Origin of the sequence: Pseudoalteromonas sp. SWN29, assembly GCF_015864465.1 — a bacterium.
Taxonomy (GTDB): Bacteria; Pseudomonadota; Gammaproteobacteria; order Enterobacterales; family Alteromonadaceae; genus Pseudoalteromonas.
Map to the genome: position 1 here is coordinate 1 of NZ_JADYXE010000040.1, position 23,024 is coordinate 23,024.

The window sequence follows — 23,024 nt, forward strand, 5'->3', positions numbered from 1 at the left end:
TGGGTGATTAGCTCAGTTGGGAGAGCATCGCCCTTACAAGGCGAGGGTCACTGGTTCAAGTCCAGTATCACCCACCACATATAAATACCATCAGACAACCTCTCTAGTAATAACTCTTTCTTCGCATATTAAATACATTTAAGAACTTCATAAAAACTCAATATATAATACCAATCTGCTTATATATGGGGTCTATTTAACGTTAAGAAAATTACGCTAGAACTAGGCAAAAGTTTTTGTATCTAGTTGTTCTAAATAAAAAATTTTTAACGACGTTATAGTGCAATTTAATTCGTTAAATTGATCAAAGATTTATGCAGGTTGGTATAAGTCGTATGTAATTAAGTCACTGGTATCAAGCCAAGTAATCACCCACCACATATAGATACCATCAGATAACTCTTTAAATGACAACTTCTCTAGTAATAACTCTTTTCCCATATTGAATACGTTTAACTCCTCTTTTTACCTTAAATACATTTCATATTTTTATTAAAATCTAAATTTCCATATCAAAGCACTCATCAAATATAGCGTTATCAATTTTACTTATTTAGTTTTTAATTATGTTATTCGGCTCAGTACCTTCGTAGTTAGATAAACGTATTAGGCAAAGTTAAGTACCTAATAAATACAGCTATCATTTAAATTCCCTTGTAAGGAGTTAAACTGTTGATTATAGTCTGTGTTAAATACAATTACGCTTAAGCCAATGCCAACTAAGATCTATTCAAAAGCCAAAATACTTATAGTAGAAGAGCAGCCACTTGCTCAAAGCTATATGAAACAATCGTTAGAAAGGCTTGGCTTTCGGCAGTTGCGCTTTGCTGATCATGCAAATTCTGCAAAAGAGCAGTGTTTAAGTGAAGAATTTGATCTAATCGTTTGCTCATTCAACTTAAATAAACACCAAGATGGCTACCAGCTTTATGAAGAGCTACGTGTAAAGCAACTCATAAAAAGCTCGACTGGCTTTATTTTTATCTCAGCAGAAACAAGTGGCTCACTTGTTCATAGTGTTCTTGAGCTGCAACCTGATGACTTTTTAGTTAAACCTTTTACAGTACAAGAGCTTAAAATACGCATTGAACGAATCCTAAAGCGTAAACACGACTTACAAACAGTGTATTCATTAATTGATGATGGTAACGATTCAAAAGCTATTAAGTTTATTGATACCGCTCTGGATAAAAAAAATAATAATTACAGCCCTATCCTACTTCGCTTAAAAGGTGATGCCTTACTTCGCTTAAAGCGCGCTCAAGATGCGAAAGACTTTTTTAAGTCTGTTCTCGACATTCAAAAATTTGCTTGGGCAAAAGTAGGCTTAGTAGAAGCACTTATAGCGAATAACGAACATATTTTGGCGCAGCGAATGCTCAAAACAATGTTAGAGCGCCAAGAAACTCGTTTAGTAGCCCTTGATTTGTTGGGCAGATTAGAAATAAAGCTAAATCAATTTGAGCTAGCACAAAGCTTTTTAAGCCAAGCTGCAGAAATTGCACCGCGAAATATCACACGCCAAAAATCGCTAAGTAATGTGTCGCTAATTAATCACGACTACGAAAAAAGCTATTTAACTCAAAAAGATATAGCCACCTTTGCAAAACACTCAATACACGACCACCCCGATGTATATTTGAATGCAGCACGTGCAGGTATCGACTTTGCGCTAACGACTGATCAAACCGACCAAATACAGCGAATTTCAAGGCAAACTAATCAGTACATTAATGATTTAAAAAAACAGTTTCCTAATAATGCGAATAAAGCTCAAATTGATGTACTTAATGCACGACTTCATTATTTAAAAGACGAGCACCAAAAAGCTAAAAAGCTAATTGAGCAGCTTGATGATGACGATACTCATATCCGATCGGTTGATGGCGCACTTGATAAAGCAAAGGCGTTTCATGAGTTGGGGTTTCATCAAAAGGCACAAGCCTTATTCACTCAAATAATCAGCCACTGTGAAAGACACCCTGCGGTTAGCGACACAACTTACTTGCGTTATATTCAGCAGCAACAAAGTGAGCGACGCGATATTAAAATGGGTCCTAAGGAGCTTAACAACCATGCAGTTAATCAATTTAATAAAGGCCAATTAAATACGGCACTGGAAGCGTTTACACAAGCATTTAGAGTCATGCCTCGTAATCAAAATATCGCACTTAATTTATTACAGTGTTTATTTGATTCAACCAAGCAATCTGGCAGCTCATTCAACATAGAACTTGCTAAAAGATGCTACGCCCTTCTTGATAAAGCTAAGTTACAAGCAGATCAGACGCAGCGTTTAGATAAGATTTTACATATAGCAAAAGAAATGAATTTAGATATTCAAAGCGCTAGGGCGCGTTGATCTTTGGTGGGTGAATTTGCAGCAGTATGTTTGGTTTTTAGGCAAGGCGGAGCCTATGTAGTGTGGTTATTCCCCATGAATAGGCGATAACGCAGCATAAATACCAAACATGCGCTGCCCTTTGGGTTCTTTCTAGGGACGATTAACTCTTTGTTGCTCGGTTTTTACTTAGCCCACTAGGTTACAAACCTCGCGCCGCGATTTAATCGCCCCTAGATTGAACAAATTTCAATCCACAAAGATCAACACGCCCTAATAAATAAAATATTAGAGTTTTTTCATTGATGCGGCATTAACGCAATAACGTAAACCTGTTGGCAATGGGCCATCTGGAAATATATGCCCTAAGTGCGAATCACACATGTTACAAACCACTTCTATGCGCTCCATACCATGACTTGTATCGCTTACATAACCAATTGCTTCAATTGTTGCAGGTTGCGTAAATGACGGCCAACCAGTACCGCTATCAAACTTTTCATCTGCATCAAACAATAGATTATCACAGCAAATGCACACATACTTGCCAGGTTCGAGCAATGTACAACTACCCGAGCTACCTGGGCGTTCTGTTCCCTTTTTACGTGTTACGTAATATTCATCTTCTGATAGTTGCATCCGCCATTGCTCATCAGTTTTGACTACTTTTTTACTCGGGGTAGGATTGCCGTTGGTGGCAAAATTAATAACATCATTCCACTTCAACATAATAACCTCATTGAATAGTTGATTAGCGGTACTTTCTAAATTTATAGAAAAGTATCACCAAGTATTACGTTTTTGAATAGAGCGAAGATCAGCCTAATCAAAGGTAATGTTTTGCTTTTCTGAATCGGTAAGTATTCGTTTAATAAAACTAGCTAGTTCTGCTTTTTTTACAGGCAAACTAACGCTCATTTGACGCTCGTTATTACTATAAATTATTAGCCCATCATCCTTTGTCGTTATACGTTCAATACTCTCAATAACTAACCAATCTGGACCGTGCTTTTTATCAAAAAATCCCATCAAACTAAAAAGTAATAAGTGCTGGGCATCTCGTTGAATAAAATCTTCTAACCTATTTCTTGATTTAAATAGCAGGGTAAGTCTATAAATACTTGAACAAAAAATAAATATCCATAATCCAAATAACACTTTAAACCACATAAACTCTAAAAGCTCAGTGCTAATCATTAAAATAACAAGCACTAATCCTATTAGCGAAACCGCTATCGCTATTTTTTTATTTACAGCGTCCACATCTAATCCCTTTTAAGTCGCTTTTTTTCTTCTGATGCTTTTTCTGTCGGCTCAGGCCAATCATTAAAAAAAACAGTTAAATAACGGCTTTTCATCAAATACCACAGTACCCATAAAACAATCATCATTTGTATGGCTAAAAATGGTGAAAATCGATAATGACTATGCGCAGCTTGAACACTTAACCATGTCAAATCTACAACTGCGCATAAAATAAGGGGCCAACGCATATGTCGCCATATTTTTGCTAGCCTGTCGCTCGCACTAAGTGAGTCTCGGGGCCTGCGTAAGCAAAATAAAATAGTCGGTATTATTGCAATACTTCCAATCGTTATTGCGATAAAAAAGTCATTTTTATTTTTAAAAAATAACGACATTAAATCCAGTTCAGGTCTGCGGCTTAAAGCCGCTATCACCCAAATAAAATAGCCGCGTAAAAGCACAAGTACACTTAAATGAAATGCAATAGGTGTACGGTAACTTCCGTACTTATCCCAGTATTCTGGCCCATATCGGCTCATTTTTGTTTTCCTAACCGTTATGCTTTATAAGCAGCTCTATTAACTCATCTTCCGTTAGTATGTCGATACCTAGGTCTTGTGCTTTAGTTAATTTTGAACCTGCTTTTTCACCTGCTACTAGTGCATCTGTTTTAGCCGATACACTACCCGATACTTTGGCGCCTAGTTGCTGTAAGCGCGCTTTAGCATCATTACGATTAAGTGTATTAAGCGTACCTGTAAGTACATAAGTAAGCCCTGCTAGCGGCTGTTCTTCCTCAGAAGGTGCACTTAGCGCTGGCCAATTTACGCCTTGCTCTATAAGCGCATTAACAACTGCTAAATTATGCTCTTCATCAAAAAAGCCACGAACATGAGCAGCTACAATTTCGCCTACATCGCTCACCTGCGTTAAACTATCAATGCTGGCATTTATTACATTTTCAAGGGATAGGAAGTGATTTGCTAAATTTTGTGCTGTTGCCTCCCCGGCTTCTCGAATACCTAATGAATATAAAAACTTAGCAAGCGTAGTGCCTTTAGCCTCTTCAAGTGCTGTTACTAAGTTTTTAGCTGACTTAGGTCCCATACGTTCAAGTGACTCAAAATGCCCCTGTTTTAAAATAAACAAATCAGCAGGCGTTTTTATAAGTTCTCTATCGACTAACTGATCAACAATCTTATCGCCAAGACCATCTATATCCAGCGCTTTGCGCGAAGCAAAGTGCTTAATAGCTTGCTTACGCTGTGCAGGACATACAAGTCCACCCGTACAACGGGCTACAGCTTCGCCTTCAACCTTTTCAACATGAGAATCACAGATTGGGCAAGTCGTCGGGAATTCGATATCTCTGGCATCATCAGGTCTGCGTTCAAGTACAACTTGAGTTATTTGTGGGATTACGTCTCCAGCACGGCGAATAATAACTGTATCGCCTACTTTTACGCCTAAACGTGCAACTTCATCACTGTTATGAAGCGTTGCATTTGATACGGTAACGCCACCCACAAAAACAGGCTTTAAACGTGCAACAGGTGTAATGGCGCCAGTACGACCGACTTGAAAATCAACATCAAGTAGTTGAGTTATTTCCTCTTGCGCCGGAAACTTATACGCAATAGCCCAACGAGGAGCACGTGCCACAAAGCCTAAACGCTCTTGTAAGGTCTTTTTATTTATTTTTATTACTACGCCATCAATTTCATATTTAAGCTCACCACGGCGCGTTAAAATATCGCTGTAGTACTCGAGCGCGGCTTTTGGACCTTCAACTAATTTTGTTTCTGGGCACAAAGGTAGCCCCCAATCAGTCAGCTTTTCTAATTGCTGATAGTGATCCTCAGGAATGCTGCCATCAGCAACAAGCCCGGTGCTGTACGCATAAAACATGAGTGGGCGTTTAGCGGTAATTTTAGAGTCGAGTTGACGCAAACTCCCCGCGGCTGCATTACGCGGGTTAACAAATACTTTTTCACCGCGTTTTTGCGCTTCAGTATTCAATTTATCAAAGCCAGCGCTGTCCATAAATACTTCGCCGCGAACTTCAAGCTCTTTTGGGTAATCACCACGGAGCTTGAGCGGTACATTACGAATGGTTTTAACATTTTGAGTAATGTTTTCACCGGTAAAACCATCACCTCGAGTAGCCGCTTGTACAAGCACACCATCGCGATAAATAATTGATACAGCTAAACCATCAAGTTTTGGTTCACAACAAAAAGTAAGCTCATCAGTACTCATTAAACGCTCTTTTATACGGCGATTAAACGCAGTGAATTCTTCTTCACTAAAGGCGTTATCAAGTGAGAGCATGGGTACTTGGTGCGCTACTTGCTCAAATTTACTAAGTGCTGCACCGCCTACTTTTTGTGTAGGAGAGTCGGCGGTTAAAAATTCTGGGTGCTGTGTTTCTAGTGCGCTTAGTTCGCGTAATAACCTATCGTATTCAGAATCAGGAATACTAGGGGTGTCGAGCACATAATAATTATAGTTGTGTTGCTCTAATGTAGTACGAAGATGATTAACTTGCTCACTAATGCTGCTAGACATTTAAACCTCAATAAACATAAAAAAAGCCACTTTGACGATTCACCGTCCAGTGGCTTATAAAAATATAATGTATGCGTTATTTACGCTGAAAAAGAACGGACCTGCTCAACATATTGTCTTACGCGATCTACCGTCATTTCATTTCGCTCAGCATCTAAAATTTGTGCACCAAATTCATCCGCTAATTTTTTAGCTGCGCTGTGCAACATATTAAATGCAGCTAAGCCATCGCCGTCACAAGGTAATGTCATAAATAAGCTTACCCCAGCGGTACTAAATTGTTCCATATTATCAATATCGAACGTACCTGGGTTGTACATATTTACTAATCTAAATAAAACAGGGCCTTGACCAGCCGGATCTAAGTGGCGATTAAAAAAGCCTTCCTCAGAATATTTAAAACCTAAAGTGTTAACTGCTGGTAATAATTTACTACCCTGCATGCTAAGCTCTTCTGGCATTTGAATATGCACAATAACAAAGTCAGACATTTGGGCAGGTGCTTCTTCAACGCTTTGCTCTTTTGCTTCTAGGTCATCAACTATTTCTAAATCATCTTCAATAGGAACTTCTGGGACGCTCGTATCAATTTGCGGCTCATTTTCATCAAAGTTAAGCTCACCAAATTGCGGCTCGTCACGTTCGTTTTGCATCGGCTCTTTTGGCTCAGCCTCAGTACGAAACGGTTTAGATGAAGCAGGTGCACTCTCTTGCAATGGCTCAACCCGTTCATTATCCGATACTTCTGGGCGGTCTTTTTTTCTAACAGACCACAATCCATGTATTAATAAACCACCAATGACAACTACACTGATAACGATTAAAACCCATCTTAATTGTTCGGCCATCCCCTCACCTTTTATTATTTGATATGCCTAAAGCCTGTATATTAATTAAAAACTAATACACTTGTTATAAAAATTTATACGTGTGCAAGTTGCACAGCTTGTTCTATATCTACAGCAACCATACGCGATACGCCAGGTTCTGCCATAGTAACACCCGTTAATCTACCTGCCATTTCCATCGCAATTTTATTATGACTAATATAAATAAACTGCACAGATTGTGACATTTCTTCAACCAAACGGCAAAAACGGACAACGTTGGCATCATCTAATGGTGCATCTACTTCGTCCAGCATACAGAAAGGAGCTGGATTGAGCCTGAATATAGAAAACACTAATGATAATGCGGTCAGCGCTTTTTCTCCACCACTTAACAAATGAATTGTTGAATTTTTCTTACCCGGTGGTCGTGCCATTATACTAACACCACTTTCGAGTAAATCGTCACTGGTTAATTCTAAATACGCGCTCCCGCCACCAAAAACTTTAGGAAAGAGCTCTGCAAAGTCCTCATTTACCTGATCGAACGTCGCTTTAAAGCGTGTTTTAGTCTCACTATCAATTTTACGAATAGCTCCTTCAAGGGTACTTAACGCTTTGGTTAAGTCATCTAATTGATTATCAAGATAATCACTACGGGCTTTAGCTAAATCAAACTCTCCTATTGCCGCTAAATTTACCGCGCCTAATTTTTCTAACTGATTAGTAAATCCGGCTAACTGATTTTGCGCTGCGCTTAAACTTAATGAATCAGGTAATTCATCGAGTATTGCTTTTAAACTTTGCTTTAAATCTTCTAATGGTTCGAGCGCAAGCTGCGCTTTTATAAGTAAACTTTGCTCTTCAATTATTAGCTTTTGATGTTGCTCTTGCAAACCCACCAGCTCACCTTGTGAATTTTTAAGGCTTACTTGCTTAGCGTTTAAGCTTTCTTTGGCTTGAACTAATTCTTTTTGAAGTAATACCAGTGCCTGGTCACCTTTTTGATGTTGCGCTAAAAACTCCGTTATTTTATCGCCAAGTTCTTGCTCTGGTATAAGCAGCTCTTCTATTTCATTGAGTAATTCTTGTGCGCCTTCAGAGGCACTAACATGCTCTTGCTCTGCATGGCTGAGTTTAGTTTGGCTTAACTGCCATTCACTGCGTGCCTTTTGCTCAGTAAGCGTTGCCTTATGCGCTTGTGTTTTATATTGCTCAAGCATGCTTAATGCTTCGCTATAACTTTTATCACTTTGTGAGCGCAGGCTATTTGCAGCGTCAACCTCATCCGTTAAGTTGAGCTGCTGCTCATTTAACACTTCAAATTGCTCTGTTTGCCCACCAAGCACGGTATTTAATTGCAAATGCTGAGTGGTTAATTGCTGTTTTTGTTGCTGTCGTTTTTCAAGCTGCAGCTTAAAGTGCGCTACTTGCTGTTTGAGCATATCGCTTCGCGTACTCCCTACCGCTATATTTTGCGCAAGCTCATGTATCGCTTCTTTAAGCTCGCTCTGCTCGTTAGTTAACTTTACTTGCTTGGCTATATGTTCATCACGAGTCGATGTTATTTGTTTTAGCTCATACTCGGCACTAGTTAACTGCTGAGTTTTATCCTGTAATTGCTTATGTTTTAAAAGCAATGAGTTTTCGGCATTGCGATCGGCGCTTACATGCCAATTTCGACCATATAAAGCACCACTTTTATCCATAACAGCTGTATAAAAAGTATCTTTTAGCAGGGTTAAATCACCGCTCTCGCTATAAGCAATACACGTTAAATGTTCTGGATACACGCCACTTGTTACAAATGTCGCTAAGCTATTTTCAGCAATGTGCTTAGTACTAATTGGCCACACACTATTATCAGCTTGCTGCTCACTTACATTTAAATGCTCTAGCGATTTAAGTGCTTGCTCTATTAAGGGTTCAAAGCCTTCTTTAACACTTAGCTGATTAAACAACACATTAGTATTTTCATTTTCGTCATCAAGCCCTAATGTACTTTTAAGCCCGGTTATACTGGCTTTTAACTCATTTATTGTTTGAGTAAGCGCTGAGTATTGCTTTTGTGAGTTATTAACACGCTCATTTTGCACTTCAAGCTTTGCGCTGCACTGCGTATGCGCTGTTTGTTTAGCGGCCAGTTCTTGAGTTAATATTTGTGTTTGCTGTGTTTGCTGCGTTAATTGTTGCTCTACATCACTACTTTGTAGCTCGCTAAGCTGCGAATTTAACTGATTAAGTTGCTCGTTAACGTGACTTATTTGCTGCTGCGTTTGCTTAATGTGGCTGCTATGCAGTTGCGCATTATTATTAAGTTGTTGCTGTTGCTCACACAAAGCTTGCCAGTGAGTGTTACGGCGCTGCTTAAGTGATAATAAGTCCTCAAGCTCATGCGTTAACCCACTAACTTGCTCTTCGCACATTAGGCTGTTTTCACTTGCCTCTTGTAGGGTTTCATTTAGCTGTTCGCACACAATTTGCTGCTGCGTTTTAACCTCAGTGCTATGGGTTTGGCGTTGCTGTAATTTAATTAAATTTTGTTTAAGTGTTTGGGTTTGCTGCTTTACACTTATTTGCTGTTGCTCAGCGCGGGTAAGCTCGGTATGTATTACATGTTGCTGGTGCTGTGCATCGCTTAGTTTATCTTGCTGAGCTTGCACTTGTCCTTCTAAGCTTGCAAGTACATCGTCATGCCCTGAGTTAGCTGTTTTAAAAAACGAAATCTGATCGTTCAGCTTTTTAATTTGGGCACTTTTTTCAAGTTGTTGCTGGTGTAGCTTTTGCCACTTTAAAACCGCAATTTGCCCTTTTAGCGTGCGCTCTTGCGCTTTTAACTCACGGTATTTTTTTGCATCAACTGACTGCACAGCGAGTTTATCTAACTGGCTTTGCAGCTCTTTACGCACATCGAGTAAACGTTCAAGGTTTTCGCGGGTGCTTTTAATACGTGTTTGGGTTTCGCGGCGGCGTTCTTTGTATTTAGAAACACCAGCGGCTTCTTCTAAAAATACGCGTAGCTCTTGTGGTTTACTCTCTATTAAGCGCGAGATCATCCCTTGTTCAATAATCGCATAACTTCGCGGACCAAGCCCAGTACCTAAAAATATATCGGTAATATCGCGCTTACGGCATTTACTACCATTTAAAAAATATAGTGACTGCCCGTCGCGCGTTACTAAACGCTTAATGGCAATTTGGTTTCTGTCGGCAAATGTATTTGAAGGATTACCTTTGTCGTTATCAAAAACAAGCTCTACGGAGGCCTGCGATATGGCTTTACGATTAGTTGAGCCATTAAAAATAACGTCGGTCATGGCATCGCCACGCAGATTTTTAGCAGAGCTTTCACCTAGCACCCATCGCACTGCATCAATAACGTTCGATTTGCCACAGCCATTAGGGCCTACAACACACGTCATTTGATCAGGAAATGGAATTTTAGTGGGCTCTACAAACGATTTAAAGCCCGCTAATTTAATAGTGCTTAAGCGCATCTTATTGTTATTACCAATTTATTATTGTTATTTGTCATAAACAATTTAACCCATAATTTACTAATAGATTAAGCTTGTCGTTTGAAGTTATCTAAAATAATACCGGTTGCCATTGCAACATTAAGCGACTCTGCTCCACCAAAAGCGGGAATGGTGATTTTATTGGTCACTAAATTTGCACATTCCTCGCGTATACCATGCGACTCACTGCCCATTAGTAAAACGCCTGAGCCCGTAAATTGGGTTTTATGTACACTTTGCCCATCTAAAAAAGCACCATAAACAGGTAAATTTAAAGACTGTAAGTAATCAGGTAAATCTACTTGGCTTACCGATACCCTTACAAATGAGCCCATTGTGGCGCTAATTGTTTTAGGGTTGTAAGCGTCTGCGCTGTCGGTGCTAGTTACTATATGTTTAATACCGTACCAATCAGCTACTCTAATTATTGTGCCTAAGTTACCTGGGTCTGACACGCCATCAAGCGCGAGTATTAAGCCACTTGATTGTGGTAAAGCCGCCTTTGGCATATCAACAATAGCAATAGCTGCATTATTGCTAACTAGCGTGCTGGCTTTAGTGAGGGTCTCTTCATCAGCTTCAATAAAATTAGCGTGCTGATACTCACCTTGGTACGCATTTATAAATTCGTTTGTAGCAAAAATATTTACCACATTTAATGGGCTGTTTAATAACTCAAGTACGTTTTTTTCACCCTGTACAAGGTATTGATTATATTGCTTTCGGTACTTTTTTTGGCCAAGTTGGCGAATAAGTTTGAGTTGGTTTTTTGAAATCATAACAGCCCCATAAAATTATCCACTCAGTATAACAGATTTAGCAATCACTTCTGAACTTCAAAAATACAAAAGTGCTTATTAAGCGACATCTAAACTCGCTATTTTTTTAGCGCTTCTCTCAAAAGTGAGATTAATGCGCATAAACATCCCTTTAATGGTTTCTACTTGGCTACTTTCACCAGCTGCATCTACTAGCTCTGCGTATAAGGCGTCCGATTTATTTTTAAACTCATTACTACACTTACCTTTAGTAGCTAATAAAAAAGCATCTGCAAGGGATTGCTGCCAGCTAATAAGTTGCTTTAAATCCTTACCCGCTAGATTTGTACAAATTGACTGCAAGCGAATAGATGCATGCCCTACATTTAAAGCCGTTAAGGCTAAATCGGTAATAGCGCGTGAATGCGACCCTTGATCGTAGTTAGTTAAGCGCAGTAAGCGGTCAGACATTCTACGGTTATACCAAATAGCTGGCGTACGCTGCTGATGTATTTGAAGCAAATCTTGATGAGTTGTTTTAAATACTCTATGCACAAGCAAGCGTACACTGGGCCCTGTTATTAAATGAAATACCCAAAACAAAATACTCACTCCTGTAAAAATAGCCATGGCAGCGCTTAATGTATAGTCGATAGAAAACGCTAAGCTCATATCGGTGCTTGGGCGCACTAAAATAGAAAACGGAATACAAAACCCTAAACCGTAAGGTAGTGTAGCTCTATCACCAAGCAGTAGTAGTCCTAAAAAGTAAGGGCCTGCTAGCACTAAAATTAAAATCTCTAATTGCCCACCACTTTGCGATAATAAATTAAGCGCGTAAAAAATAGTTACAATTGATGCGACCACTATGCCAATAAGTAGGCGCTTTATTACCACCTTTAACATGGCAAGCGGAATACGCGCTAACATGATTGAAAAAATTACCGGTAAAATCATGATCATTAATGCAGCTGACGAGCCTGTACTTATCCAAATGCATGCGCCAATAACAAAAACGAGACTCGTTCTAAGCCCTACAAAAACACCTGCTAGCGGGTCGCGATAAGTAAGCATACTTGGGGCATTTAGTAAGCTTTTGTCTCGTTCCTCAAGTGCTTTATAAGCTTTTAGTAAAACGGTTAACTCTGAGGCCACTTCTAACGCGAGTGACAGCATATGAGATTCAAAGGGCGAGTCTGTCTGGTTATCAGCTTTAAGGGCTGTTAAGTTTTTTCTGTATGTTTTTACTTCACCCGCGCAATACTCAAAACAATCTGACTTTGCAATATTGCATAAAACATCACTTAAGTTTTGCATTAGCTTGGTTAAGTCGGGGGTGATTAGCTCAGTGTGGCTGCGCTGTAAACGACCAAATATTTGTATTAAAGCAAGTAACGAAAGCACTTTTTGCGAAACTTGGTTAGCAGCGCGCGAACGACCAGGGCCTTTAGGGCCTTCGTATCTTACAGCGCTTGAGTCTTCGTTTATTACGCCCAGTGTGGCCATAATTCCATCGATTTGCTGATGACGTTTTTCGTGGGTGCCTTTTGTGTCTATTTCGGTAACTAAGTAGTTAAGTGTTTGGTTAATAACAGAGCGAGCTTGAACCTGTAATGTCTCTTTAACTTTAACTGGCCAAAATAAATGGCTAACTAATCCCGCACAAATAGACCCAACCACTATCTCGCTCATACGCGATTGTGCTATATCAAACACAGCTTGGCTGCTTACTGTTGTTGGGTTTGCCATAACTAAAAGTACTATAATTTCGGCCGTTACAGCTGCCATTGCAAAAGCATAAACAAAATTAGCTTGGCGCACCATTGCCGAAAGCGCTGAGTTTAACCCAAGCCACAATGCTAAAGTTCCAAGCGCTAAATAAGGGTAAGGCATAAGCTGAGTAAGCAGCAATATACCAAATAAGCCACCAATAATAGTGCCTACAATTTGGCAAATTGCTTTTTCTACAACTAAACCGCTTTCTGGCCGTAACTGCAAAAATATAGCTGATACTAGTGCCCAATAAGGCCTATCAAGATTGAGATACATAGCAACGCTTAACGACATTGCCATAGCAATAACGCCTTTTGTTGCAAAAATAATGGCCTGTTTTTTAGGAAAAAACAAATTCCTCAATACATCACCCAAGGCATTCTCCCTACTGAGTATTGAGGTGTATTGTGGCGGTCATTCCGGCGCTAAGCTGTATATCCTCAGGCACCGAATCTAGTTTTATATCAACAGGAATTCGCTGTGATAAACGCACCCAGTTAAATGTTTGCTGTACCACGGGTAAAAGCTGTGTATTACTTTGCGTGTTTGTATTCGCAATGGCTTTACCCACACTAATTACATGCCCGGTTAAAGCCTTGCCACCGCTTAACAGTGATATTTTAGCTTTTTGATTGTCATGGATTAAAGGAATTTTAGTTTCTTCAAAGTAACCCGTAACGTAAAACGAATCTGATTTTACAATGGCAAATACCGATTTTCCTTGAGCTACATAATTACCTTGGCGTAAGTTTAAGTTAATAATTTGCCCACTAACGGGGGCATACACTTTTGCTCTATCAAAGTTAAGTTGAGCTAATGCTTGATCTGTTTTTGCAAGTTCATAATTGGCTTTTGCTATTTTTGAATTAATGCGTGTTGACTCAAGCCCTTCTTCACTAATTGCTTGCTGAGTGTTTAAACCTTTTCGGCGAGCTAGTTTATGTTTTGCCAACTCCCAAGTGTATAAAGCATTTTCAGTAGTCGCTTTACTCCTATCAAGTGCCGCTTGGTAGCGTTTGTTGTCAACACTAAAAAGTAAGTCACCTTTTTTTATATTTTGACCATCTTTAATGTTTAGCCCAATTACCCACCCCGACACATCGGGCGAAACGGTGACTATTTCAGCTCGAATACGACCATCTCGAGTCCAAGGAGTATGCATGTAATCAGTCCATACCCATCGTCCTGCAAATACAGCGGCTATAACAACGATTATGGTTAAAAGTATACGTAGATATTTTGTCATCTAATTTATCTTCCACTGAGTAGGTAAACGGTTAAGGCCAAATAACAAATAAATAAAGACACCTCAAACCAAGCCACCTTCCAAATACGGTCGTGCCAATCTAAACGATGTAATATAAAACGTGTAATGGCTGTTAAAATAAAAGCGATAGGAAAGTAAATAATCAAAGGGCTAAACTCTACCCCGCCTAAAACAACAGCTTGCAGCATAATAAAAATCCATATGTGTTTAAAAACGGTTAAAAGTTGAGTGCGATAAAGCAGATATCTAATTATATTAATTTTGTGCTTAATTTAAAATTAATAGTCACACAGTTTTAAGCCTACTGCTATTACTTATAGTCTTTTAATCAGCTACTTGCAAAACTGTGGTGTTATTATAAACATTGAATTTTGCACCAAATTTAGGTAAATTAACAAAAAAACAACATGGATATAATTTTAATGGAATCAATACACCCTACTACCCCCGAAGCAAACCCACCAGTAAATGAGCCAACTGCACCCATTTTTAGCGGAAAAGTGCAGTTTAGTGGTAAAGGCGGTGAGTTTTTTGGCATTTGGATTGTAAATATATTACTGAGTGTTATTACGCTCGGCATATACTCAGCGTGGGCTAAAGTACGTACGCATCGCTATTTTTACGGTCATACTCGCATAGATGGTCATAGCTTTGACTACTTAGCAACGCCAATTCAAATTTTAAAAGGCCGGATTTTAGCGGTTATTGTGTTTTTTATTTACACACTCTCTATCAGCTTTATGCCTATACTTGGCCTGTTTATTGCTATTGGTTTTATCTTTTTAATGCCATGGATTATTAACCAAGGTTTACGTTTTAATTTGCGTATGACGCGCCATCGTAATGTTCGCTTTTCTTTTAAAGGCAGTTATGGCGAAGCCTTTGTTAACTTTATACTGTTACCTATAGCAAGCATATTTACGCTCTATTTATTAATGCCTTATGTTATAAAACGTATTGATAGCTATATCCATAGCAACATTAGTTACGGCGACAAACCACTTACTGTAAATCTAAAAGGCGAAACCTATTACCTAACAGCGCTAATTTGTTTTGTGGTCAGCTCTATTACCATGGTGGTATTTATGGGGATTTTAGGATTATTTGGCCTCAACTTATTAGATGTTGAAAATGCACAAAATTTAGAGAACTCCCCTGCAATGGTTATGCTTCCTATATTTATGATGATTGCCTACGTACTGATGATTGCAATAGTTTCAGCTGTATGGCACGCCGCTATTCGTAATCACATTTTCGATAACAGCCATTTTGAAGGCGTTGCTACATTTAAATCAGAGCTAAAGCCTATTCCTTTCGCAGTTTTACTACTCACTAATATGTTGGCTATTGTATTTTCTTTAGGGCTTGCATACCCATGGACAAAAGTACGTACATCAAAAATGCTTGCAGATGTAACTAACGTCACTATTTATCCTGGTGTATTGAATCTGATTGATACCGCGCAGGATCAGCAATCATCATTTGCTGAAGAAGCTGCAAACGTATTTGATATTGACCTTTCTTTAACTTAAGAGCTCACTATGCATGTAAAGGGACATTTTTTTCCCAAAGCATCGAGTAACTATCAAGTGTGTGTTGCAACTATTAGCGACACACACATTGAAATTATTAACGATGAATATGTTATTGCTCGTCACGCAGTCTCAAGTCTAAAATTAAGTTCGGGAATGGCAGGACTTGCTGACGAACTAAACTTTGAAGATGGCAGTCGTTTTATTCCTCAAGATGTAAGTTACAGATGGCCATTTAAAGAAAATAACCATCACATAATGGAGCGCCTCGAAAAAAGTAAATGGGCCATTTTAGCCGCCGTAATTTTTACGCCACTGTTTATGTGGTTAGTACTTTATAAAGCGGTACCTGCCATTGCTGTTTATAGTGTTGATACCCTACCGCGTAGTGTTGTAGAGCAAATGGGTGAGCAGAGTTTTACCCTTATTAAAAAAATTGCGCTTGACCCAAGTGAGCTACCCGCAGAGCAGCAAGCTAAGGTACAAGCACACTTTAAAAGTATGCTTAATGCGTTATCGCTTGATCAATCAGTTTATAGATTATCGTTTTATAAATCAGACAGCTTTGGTGCTAATGCGTTTGCACTACCCCATGGGCGTATAGTCGTCACCGATGAGTTAGCCAATTTACTTGCCGATAAACCCAATGCGCTAAAAGCGGTATTGCTACACGAAATGGGCCATGTAGTCCACCAGCATAGCGTACGTATTACAGCGCAATCTGCCGCAAGTACGATTGTGTTAGCGGTTGTATTTGGTGATTTAGAAGGTGTTGCAGAGGTTGCATTAGGTACGGGTGCCTCGTTTGCTCAGCAAGGATTTTCACGTGATATGGAACGTGAAGCCGATAGTTTTGCGCTCATACAACTTGAACACTTAGGGTATTCGAGTAATGATTTTGCTGATGCAATTGAAGCTCTGCAAAATGCACATACTAGCGAAAACGAACATCTCGAAAAAGTGAATAACTTATTAGAGTATTTATCTAGCCACCCAAGCGCTCAAGAGCGTATTGATAATGCTAGGAAATAATCGCGGTTATATTCAACTTGCTCGCTACATAGTGTAGTTTAAGTTGGATATATCATGGCTTTTTCCCAAAGCTTTACCATATTGCACCACTTGAAAAATTAATGACTGGCAGTGCTGGTTTTTCAGCAGAAGTGTCTGACTTAATTACACGTTCGGCGGGTGTTGGCGAAATTATATTTGGATTGTGTTTATTTATGTTTTATAAACATAAGTACTTAGTAATCTTAAATATTTTAGCGTTAATTGGCCTTTTACTCGCTGTAGTTGTAATGCAGCCACAATTACTTATTGAAGCATTTAACCCTGTAACTACTAACCTGCCGCTTATTGCCTTAAGCTTTATTTGGTTAAAAGAGATTAAGCTGCTGAATAATCGATACCTCTAACTAAAAAAGGGTATGCCTGCGCATACCTTTTTTTGTAGTACAAAATTTATAAAATTAGTACTTATTTTTATGTGTCCACAAATGTAATAATTCGCTCGCAATGGTTGCTGCGGCAATAGCAGTAAGCTCACTTTGGTCATACGAAGGTGATACTTCTACCACATCCATACCCACCATGTTTATGCCTTTTAGCGCACGCAGTACTTTAAGTACTTTATCTGACGTTAAACCACCACACACAGGAGTGCCTGTACCAGGCGCAAACGCAGGGTCTAAACAATCTATATCAAACGTTAAGTAAACAGGTAAGTCACCTACTCGCTCAAGTATTTGCGCTGCAATATCATTTGCATGTAAATCGTTAGCTTGCATCGCGTCAATCACAGCAAACTCGTGTTTACTTTGATCAAAGTCAGTACGAATACCTATTTGTATACTGCGTTCAACATCTATCAGCCCTTCCATTGGCGCATGATAAAACATAGTGCCGTGATCAAAACGCGAGCCGTTACTATAGGTATCTGTGTGCGCATCAAAATGTACTAATGCCATTTTGCCATGTATTTTTGCATGAGCACGTAATAGCGGAAGCGTCACAAAGTGATCGCCCCCTAAACCTAATAGCGTTTTACCTTGGCGAAGTATTTGCTCAGCAGCCATTTCTAGCTGCGCAGTAAAATACTCAGGATCGCCAACAGGGTAAGTAAAGTCCCCTGCGTCTGCCACTTTTAAACGCTCAAACAACGGAAACGTCCACGGGTATTTAGTGTCTTCCCATGCTAAATGAACCGATGCTCTGCGAATGGCATCAGGACCTAAGCGCGCACCAGGGCGACCCGATGTCGCTAAATCAAACGGTAAGCCTAAAACCACTACGTCAGCATCAATTGCATTAATATTTTGCACCATAGGACGACGCAAAAACGTCATCCCATTTGAGTACAATGAGTGATCTGCGTGACCAAACAAAGTCGACATTGCTTATAACTCTTCTAAATAAGTGTAGCCATCAAGGCCGCTTTGCAACTCGTCTAAAACGCTTTGCTGTTCGTGTTTTTCAAGTTTAGTGCTTACTAAGTGCTCGTATGATTGCTGAAAACTCTCAACATCTAAATGTACATAGCGCATCATATCGGCAACCGTATCGCCTTGGTTTATTTCAGTAATACTAGCAACGCCTTGCTCATCCATATTAACAATCGCGCTGTGCGTATCGCCAAACAAGTTATGCATGTCGCCTAAAATTTCTTGATAAGCACCCACCAAGAAAAAGCCCATTAAGTATGGTTTATCAGCACTAAACTCTGGTACTGGTAATGTGCTTTCAATGCCTTGCCCATCTACGTAATGCTCAAGTGCGCCGTCTGAGTCACAGGTTATATCAAGTAATACAGCACGTTTTTTTGGTGCTTCAGTTAAGCCACTTAATGGCAATACCGGAAACACTTGATCAATACCCCATGCATCTGGAAGCGATTGAAATAACGAGAAGTTTACAAAAAACTTATCGGCTAAACGTACGTTTAACTCGTCAATAATAGGACGATGAAAACGGTTTTTATTATCCATATGCTTATTAAGTTCGTAACAAATACGAATATTAATTTGCTCAGCCCACGCACGTTGCGATAAATCGAGTAAACCTAATGCGAACTGGTTGTGCGCTTCAGCTAAATCACCTTGGCTGTCGTGATAAATTTCAATTAATGCACGGTCATCTGTTAAATCAGTTAACTGTACAAACGACGCCCACATGTTTTTTAATAAAAGTGGTGCATCTGCTACTGGCGCGATTAAATCTTCTGGCGTGTAACTCTCAGTACCAATAACATTAGAAATAAGCACAGCATGATGCGCCGTAAGCGCACGACCCGACTCAGAAATAATAGTCGGCATTGGTTGCTCATATTGCTTACATGTATCACCAATGGTGTACACAATGTTATTTGCATATTCAGCTAAGCTGTAATTCATAGAGTTATGCGATTGGCTACGTGTTCCATCATAATCAACAGCTAAGCCACCGCCTACATCAAGGCAATCAATTTCTGCGCCTAGTTTACGTAGTTCGCAGTAAAAGCGTGCAGCTTCACTCACGCCTAAACGTACGTCACGAATGTTTGCCATTTGCGACCCTAAGTGAAAATGTACTAGCTGCAATAAATCAAGTTGGTTTGCGTCTTTTAAACGATTTACTACGTGTAAAACTTGCGATGCAGATAAACCAAATTTTGACTTTTCGCCGCCACTTGCTTGCCACTTACCTTTACCTTGCGACGCTAAACGTACGCGAATACCAATGCGTGGTTTTACGTTAAGCTCTTTTGCTTGGCTAAGTACCATGTCTAGCTCAGAAAGCTTTTCAAGAACGATATACACTTTATGACCTAGCTTTTCGCCAATCAGTGCTAAACGTACGTATTCTTTATCTTTGTAGCCATTACATACAATAACGGCGCTGGTTTTTTCAGCCAGTGCTAATACTGTGAGTAGTTCAGGCTTGCTGCCTGCTTCTAAACCAAGTTGCTTTTTTTCTACTTGTGCTTGGCTTGCTACTATTTCTTCAACTACTTCACGTTGTTGGTTTACTTTTATTGGGTAAACTAATAGGTAATCTTTAGGGTAACCATAGTTTTCGATCGCAGTATTAAATGCGCCGCATAAGCTGTGTACACGATGGTGTAAAATTTGCGGAAAACGAACTAAAGCAGGTAGGCTTAAACCTTTATCTTGTAGTTGTTTTGCGATATCTGTTAATGCAATAGTTTGCTCTGGGGCATGTGCCTTTGGCGCCACATACACATCACCTTGATCATTAATACCAAAAAAACCTTGGCTCCAATGACGAACATTGTAGCTCGTACGAGCTTGTTCTAGTGATGTTGTTTCTTTCATTTATCTTTCTCTTTTATTTGATGAATGCCAATAGTGAGTATCGGCTGATTGCGCGCATTAAAAGAAAAATAGGGATTCAAGTCCAACAAGTATTTTTACTCGTAACGAGTAATTTTTAAGATTATAAATACCCACTTTATTACACAGCCAACGAGCCCTTAATTAATAAGGCTTAGCTGCTAATTAACTTTATGATTGGCAGTATATAGCGGGTTATGATGGTGAGTTTCACTTCCAAAATTATATAAATTTTTGCTTAATTAATTACTACTTTGGTTATTGAGTCTGCTTTTGAAGATGTAGATCCAAGTTTGCGCCATGCTTCGTACTTTTCACTTTTGAGCCATGTAATACCTATATACTCTTCCCAATTAACAAAATTAAGAGTTCTATAGCGCTCATCTGCGCAGCCACCAGCGCCAAATGCCACCCTGCAAAGCGTCAATGTAAGATACATGCCATCGTATTTAAGGCGTTTATTGCTTTGATTTTCTGGGCAGCTAGACAATAACCGAGTAGGTATATTCAAAATAATGCTTGCTGTTTTTATACTGCCTTCACTAGCAACCCGAGTGATAGACGAGCAACCTTGTAAATAAAATTCATTGTTATTAATAACAACATCAGGCGTTAATGGCTCCCACCAAGGCGTAGGTATCGAGGTAATAACATTGGTTTTTAAAGGATTTTTACTACAAGCAGTTATCAAAACAAGGCAGCCAAAGAGTAAAAGCAGTGATTTGTAAATATTCATAGTTGGCTTCCTATCTCTGCAGTTTAATTTATTTGAGTATAGGATATTTTAACAAAAGGAAATTGGACGAGATTAAACACTTTTAGGTGCAAACATAATAATGGCCATACCCAGTAAAGCAACAGCTCCACCAATACCATCCCACATAGTGAGCTTTACGCCATCAACAACCCATAACCATAATAGCGCAACACAAATATATACGCCGCCATAAGCTGCATATACACGACCTGCTGCATCAGGGTGGAGAGATAATAACCAAGCAAATAAAGCTAAACTTAAAGCACCAGGAATTAAAAGTAATATACTTTTATCCTCTTTAAGCCAAAGATAAGGAAGGTAACAGCCAATAATTTCGGCAAGAGCAGTTATGACAAATAGCGCGATAGTTTTTACTTCAAACATAACGTTCTCACGTAATTTAATTAGCTAAGTAACGTACAAATGTTGTTACTTAGCTATTTTACTTATTCAGCTAATGCCATTGCGGCAAGCTTCATTGTACTTTCAAACGACTTAGTACCCGCTATAAATAAACCATTGTGACAGAACACAGCGTCTTCAATACCTGTTTCATCTACAAAAGATTCATCAGATAGGCCTGACCATGTTTTAGGAAGCGATTTTCTATCTTCAAATGAGCCTGGCTCAACTGGCACTGTTTGTAATATCCACTGCCCTGAATGCGACGGATAAACCATGTATAACGCATCGCTTGATAAAATATGCACTGTTTTTTTCCATGGGGTGTATTTTTCAAGCACGATTACTCGAGCATCTTCTGCATTTTCAATTGCTTTAGCAACAATCGCTTTTGCATTAACACTACCGTGAGCTGAAGCGATAAAACGCGTTAGCATACGCGCTGCAAATTCAACAGCCTCATCAAAACAGGCATCAAAGTTACTTTCTTCTTCCCATGTAGGGTTAAACATTGAAATTGTTTGGCTCAGTGTTATGCCCTCAACTACGCCTTTTACATAACCGCAGTCAATGGCATCAATAGTCGATACTAAACCAGAGTCAACTCTATCTGCTACTGCTTGATTATCATTACAAAGCATTAAACCGTACTTTTTCCAAATTAAACCAAATGATGAAAAAGGAGTACCATTTTCACGCTCACCCGCACCACCGCGTTGGTGATGATCAAATCGACCTGTATCTGGGTTATATTCGCCGCCTACATCAACAACAATATCAGCACTTTCTATAAGCGCTTTATCGCGAGTACGAACAAGCTTAAACGCTGGCAAAATATGTTTAAGTACCGCAATACTAAAAACGTCGTCTGCATGAAAATTACCATTGTGGGTTACTACTGTTATTTCGCTCATTGGTTTATCGCTACTATTAGAAAAGATAAAAATTCTCGCTTTGTAAGTTAATTACTAATTATCGAGACAGATTTTATACGAAGACAGGTGTTAAAAACAGTGAAGTATTTTTTGCTTATCTATAAAAGGAGTTTTTATAGTGATTAGTTTTAAGAATAGCGTTTATTGCAAGGTAATAATGGGTGATTGTAGGGAAGGATATTTACGACACGTTAAACTTTAACATGCCGCATAGCTAGTTAACTTATTGGCTAAGCCCTAGTTCCATAAATACACTTTGTGGATTATCGACATATGAGCCAAAGCTGCCACAACGTTTAAAGCCTAAATTTTCATATAAACTGATCGATTTAATTTGCTTTGGGCCTGTTTCTAAACGTATTAACGGGATTTGCTTTTCACCAGCTTGATGCAATAAAATTTGCATAATACGTCTCGATAGCCCTTTACCACGATGGCTTGGTTTAACGTACAAACGTCTTATTTCGCCATAAGGTTGAGTATCAAATTTCTCTACAATCGCACCGCAGGCTATAATTCCCTCTTCGGTTTTTAAACCAATAGCATATACATTAGGTGAGGTTAATTCGTCTAACTCAAGAGACTGCGCGGTAGCAACAGGATATAAAGAGTTTATAAGTCGGTCTATATCATCAAATACATTGACTACATCGGGGTCATTAGGGTTCAAATCGACTAACTGCATAAAGCTTCCATTCATTGTTATAAGTTGATTAAGCTTTAAATAATATATTTAAGCGGGCGTAGCTTAGCACTGTTTAACAAAAAAA

20 protein-coding genes, 1 tRNA gene and 1 pseudogene are annotated in these 23,024 nt (G+C 39.1%); 5 read left to right on the forward strand and 17 right to left on the reverse strand.

Annotation, left to right across the window (positions count from 1 at the left end; all coding sequences use genetic code 11):
* The first annotated feature begins 1 nt into the window (after position 1).
* Positions 2–77: transfer RNA gene (locus I6F53_RS14825), tRNA-Val, on the forward strand.
* A gap of 235 nt (positions 78–312) precedes the next feature.
* Here I6F53_RS14825 and I6F53_RS20775 read toward each other — a convergent pair.
* Positions 313–441, reverse strand: coding sequence for a hypothetical protein (locus tag I6F53_RS20775; protein WP_269435025.1), 129 nt, complete (start codon positions 439–441; stop codon positions 313–315).
* 271 nt (positions 442–712) lie between these two features.
* On the opposite strand from I6F53_RS20775, the gene I6F53_RS14830 reads away from it, so the two are divergent.
* The gene (locus tag I6F53_RS14830; RefSeq protein WP_197240061.1) at positions 713–2,362 is read left to right on the forward strand and encodes a tetratricopeptide repeat-containing response regulator; all 1,650 of its coding nucleotides are present in this window, start codon (positions 713–715) and stop codon (positions 2,360–2,362) included.
* A 267-nt stretch (positions 2,363–2,629) separates the two neighbouring features.
* Here the strand turns inward: I6F53_RS14830 and msrB are convergent, their stop codons facing one another.
* The 10 genes from msrB to I6F53_RS14880 form a co-directional block, all read right to left on the reverse strand.
* Complete coding sequence (msrB, locus tag I6F53_RS14835) at positions 2,630–3,070, reverse strand: peptide-methionine (R)-S-oxide reductase MsrB (RefSeq protein WP_197240062.1); 441 nt, start codon at positions 3,068–3,070, stop codon at positions 2,630–2,632.
* 93 nt (positions 3,071–3,163) lie between these two features.
* Positions 3,164–3,604, reverse strand: a complete 441-nt coding sequence (locus I6F53_RS14840; protein ID WP_197240063.1) for a hypothetical protein — start codon at positions 3,602–3,604, stop codon at positions 3,164–3,166.
* Between the two features lie 2 nt (positions 3,605–3,606).
* Positions 3,607–4,125 carry a DUF2919 domain-containing protein gene (locus I6F53_RS14845; protein ID WP_197240064.1) on the reverse strand — a complete coding sequence of 173 codons (519 nt, stop codon included), beginning with the start codon at positions 4,123–4,125 and terminating at the stop codon, positions 3,607–3,609.
* Positions 4,126–4,135: 10 nt separating this feature from the next.
* Positions 4,136–6,154, reverse strand: a complete 2,019-nt coding sequence (gene ligA, locus I6F53_RS14850; RefSeq protein WP_197240065.1) for an NAD-dependent DNA ligase LigA — start codon at positions 6,152–6,154, stop codon at positions 4,136–4,138.
* Positions 6,155–6,234: 80 nt separating this feature from the next.
* Positions 6,235–7,002 (reverse strand): cell division protein ZipA, encoded by a 768-nt coding sequence (zipA, locus tag I6F53_RS14855; protein ID WP_197240067.1) that lies wholly within the window; start codon positions 7,000–7,002, stop codon positions 6,235–6,237.
* 74 nt (positions 7,003–7,076) lie between these two features.
* The gene (locus I6F53_RS14860; protein WP_197240068.1) at positions 7,077–10,478 is read right to left on the reverse strand and encodes a chromosome segregation SMC family protein; all 3,402 of its coding nucleotides are present in this window, start codon (positions 10,476–10,478) and stop codon (positions 7,077–7,079) included.
* Between the two features lie 68 nt (positions 10,479–10,546).
* Entirely contained in the window at positions 10,547–11,278 is a 732-nt protein-coding gene (locus I6F53_RS14865; protein WP_197240069.1) for an RNA methyltransferase, read from the reverse strand.
* A 78-nt stretch (positions 11,279–11,356) separates the two neighbouring features.
* Entirely contained in the window at positions 11,357–13,405 is a 2,049-nt protein-coding gene (locus I6F53_RS14870; protein ID WP_197240070.1) for an FUSC family protein, read from the reverse strand.
* A 10-nt stretch (positions 13,406–13,415) separates the two neighbouring features.
* Positions 13,416–14,276, reverse strand: coding sequence for an efflux RND transporter periplasmic adaptor subunit (locus tag I6F53_RS14875; RefSeq protein WP_197240071.1), 861 nt, complete (start codon positions 14,274–14,276; stop codon positions 13,416–13,418).
* Positions 14,277–14,281: 5 nt separating this feature from the next.
* Entirely contained in the window at positions 14,282–14,485 is a 204-nt protein-coding gene (locus I6F53_RS14880) for a DUF1656 domain-containing protein (protein ID WP_024600681.1), read from the reverse strand.
* A gap of 234 nt (positions 14,486–14,719) precedes the next feature.
* Between I6F53_RS14880 and I6F53_RS14885 the strand changes: the two genes are divergently transcribed.
* The 3 genes and pseudogenes from I6F53_RS14885 (at position 14,720) to I6F53_RS14895 (ending at position 17,247) form a co-directional block, all read left to right on the forward strand.
* On the forward strand, positions 14,720–15,829 hold the full coding sequence (locus tag I6F53_RS14885; RefSeq protein ID WP_197240072.1) for a YjgN family protein: 1,110 nt from the start codon (positions 14,720–14,722) through the stop codon (positions 15,827–15,829).
* Positions 15,830–15,838: 9 nt separating this feature from the next.
* Positions 15,839–16,861, forward strand: a complete 1,023-nt coding sequence (locus I6F53_RS14890; RefSeq protein ID WP_197240073.1) for a M48 family metallopeptidase — start codon at positions 15,839–15,841, stop codon at positions 16,859–16,861.
* A pseudogene (locus tag I6F53_RS14895) lies at positions 16,848–17,247 on the forward strand (DoxX-like family protein). Before I6F53_RS14890 ends, I6F53_RS14895 begins: the two are co-directional and overlap by 14 nt.
* Positions 17,248–17,301: 54 nt before the next feature.
* On the opposite strand, the gene speB reads toward I6F53_RS14895, so the two are convergent.
* From speB to I6F53_RS14925, 6 genes are all read right to left on the reverse strand, one after another.
* Complete coding sequence (speB, locus tag I6F53_RS14900) at positions 17,302–18,225, reverse strand: agmatinase (protein WP_149613580.1); 924 nt, start codon at positions 18,223–18,225, stop codon at positions 17,302–17,304.
* Between the two features lie 3 nt (positions 18,226–18,228).
* Positions 18,229–20,142 (reverse strand): biosynthetic arginine decarboxylase, encoded by a 1,914-nt coding sequence (speA, locus tag I6F53_RS14905; protein ID WP_197240074.1) that lies wholly within the window; start codon positions 20,140–20,142, stop codon positions 18,229–18,231.
* A gap of 256 nt (positions 20,143–20,398) precedes the next feature.
* Positions 20,399–20,896 carry a hypothetical protein gene (locus tag I6F53_RS14910; RefSeq protein WP_166419111.1) on the reverse strand — a complete coding sequence of 166 codons (498 nt, stop codon included), beginning with the start codon at positions 20,894–20,896 and terminating at the stop codon, positions 20,399–20,401.
* Positions 20,897–20,968: 72 nt separating this feature from the next.
* Positions 20,969–21,301 (reverse strand): YnfA family protein, encoded by a 333-nt coding sequence (locus tag I6F53_RS14915; protein WP_197240075.1) that lies wholly within the window; start codon positions 21,299–21,301, stop codon positions 20,969–20,971.
* A 62-nt stretch (positions 21,302–21,363) separates the two neighbouring features.
* Complete coding sequence (locus tag I6F53_RS14920; RefSeq protein ID WP_166419113.1) at positions 21,364–22,233, reverse strand: MYG1 family protein; 870 nt, start codon at positions 22,231–22,233, stop codon at positions 21,364–21,366.
* 244 nt (positions 22,234–22,477) lie between these two features.
* A complete protein-coding gene (locus I6F53_RS14925) occupies positions 22,478–22,939 on the reverse strand; it encodes a GNAT family N-acetyltransferase (RefSeq protein WP_166419114.1) in 462 nt (153 codons plus the stop codon).
* Positions 22,940–23,024 lie beyond the last annotated feature (85 nt).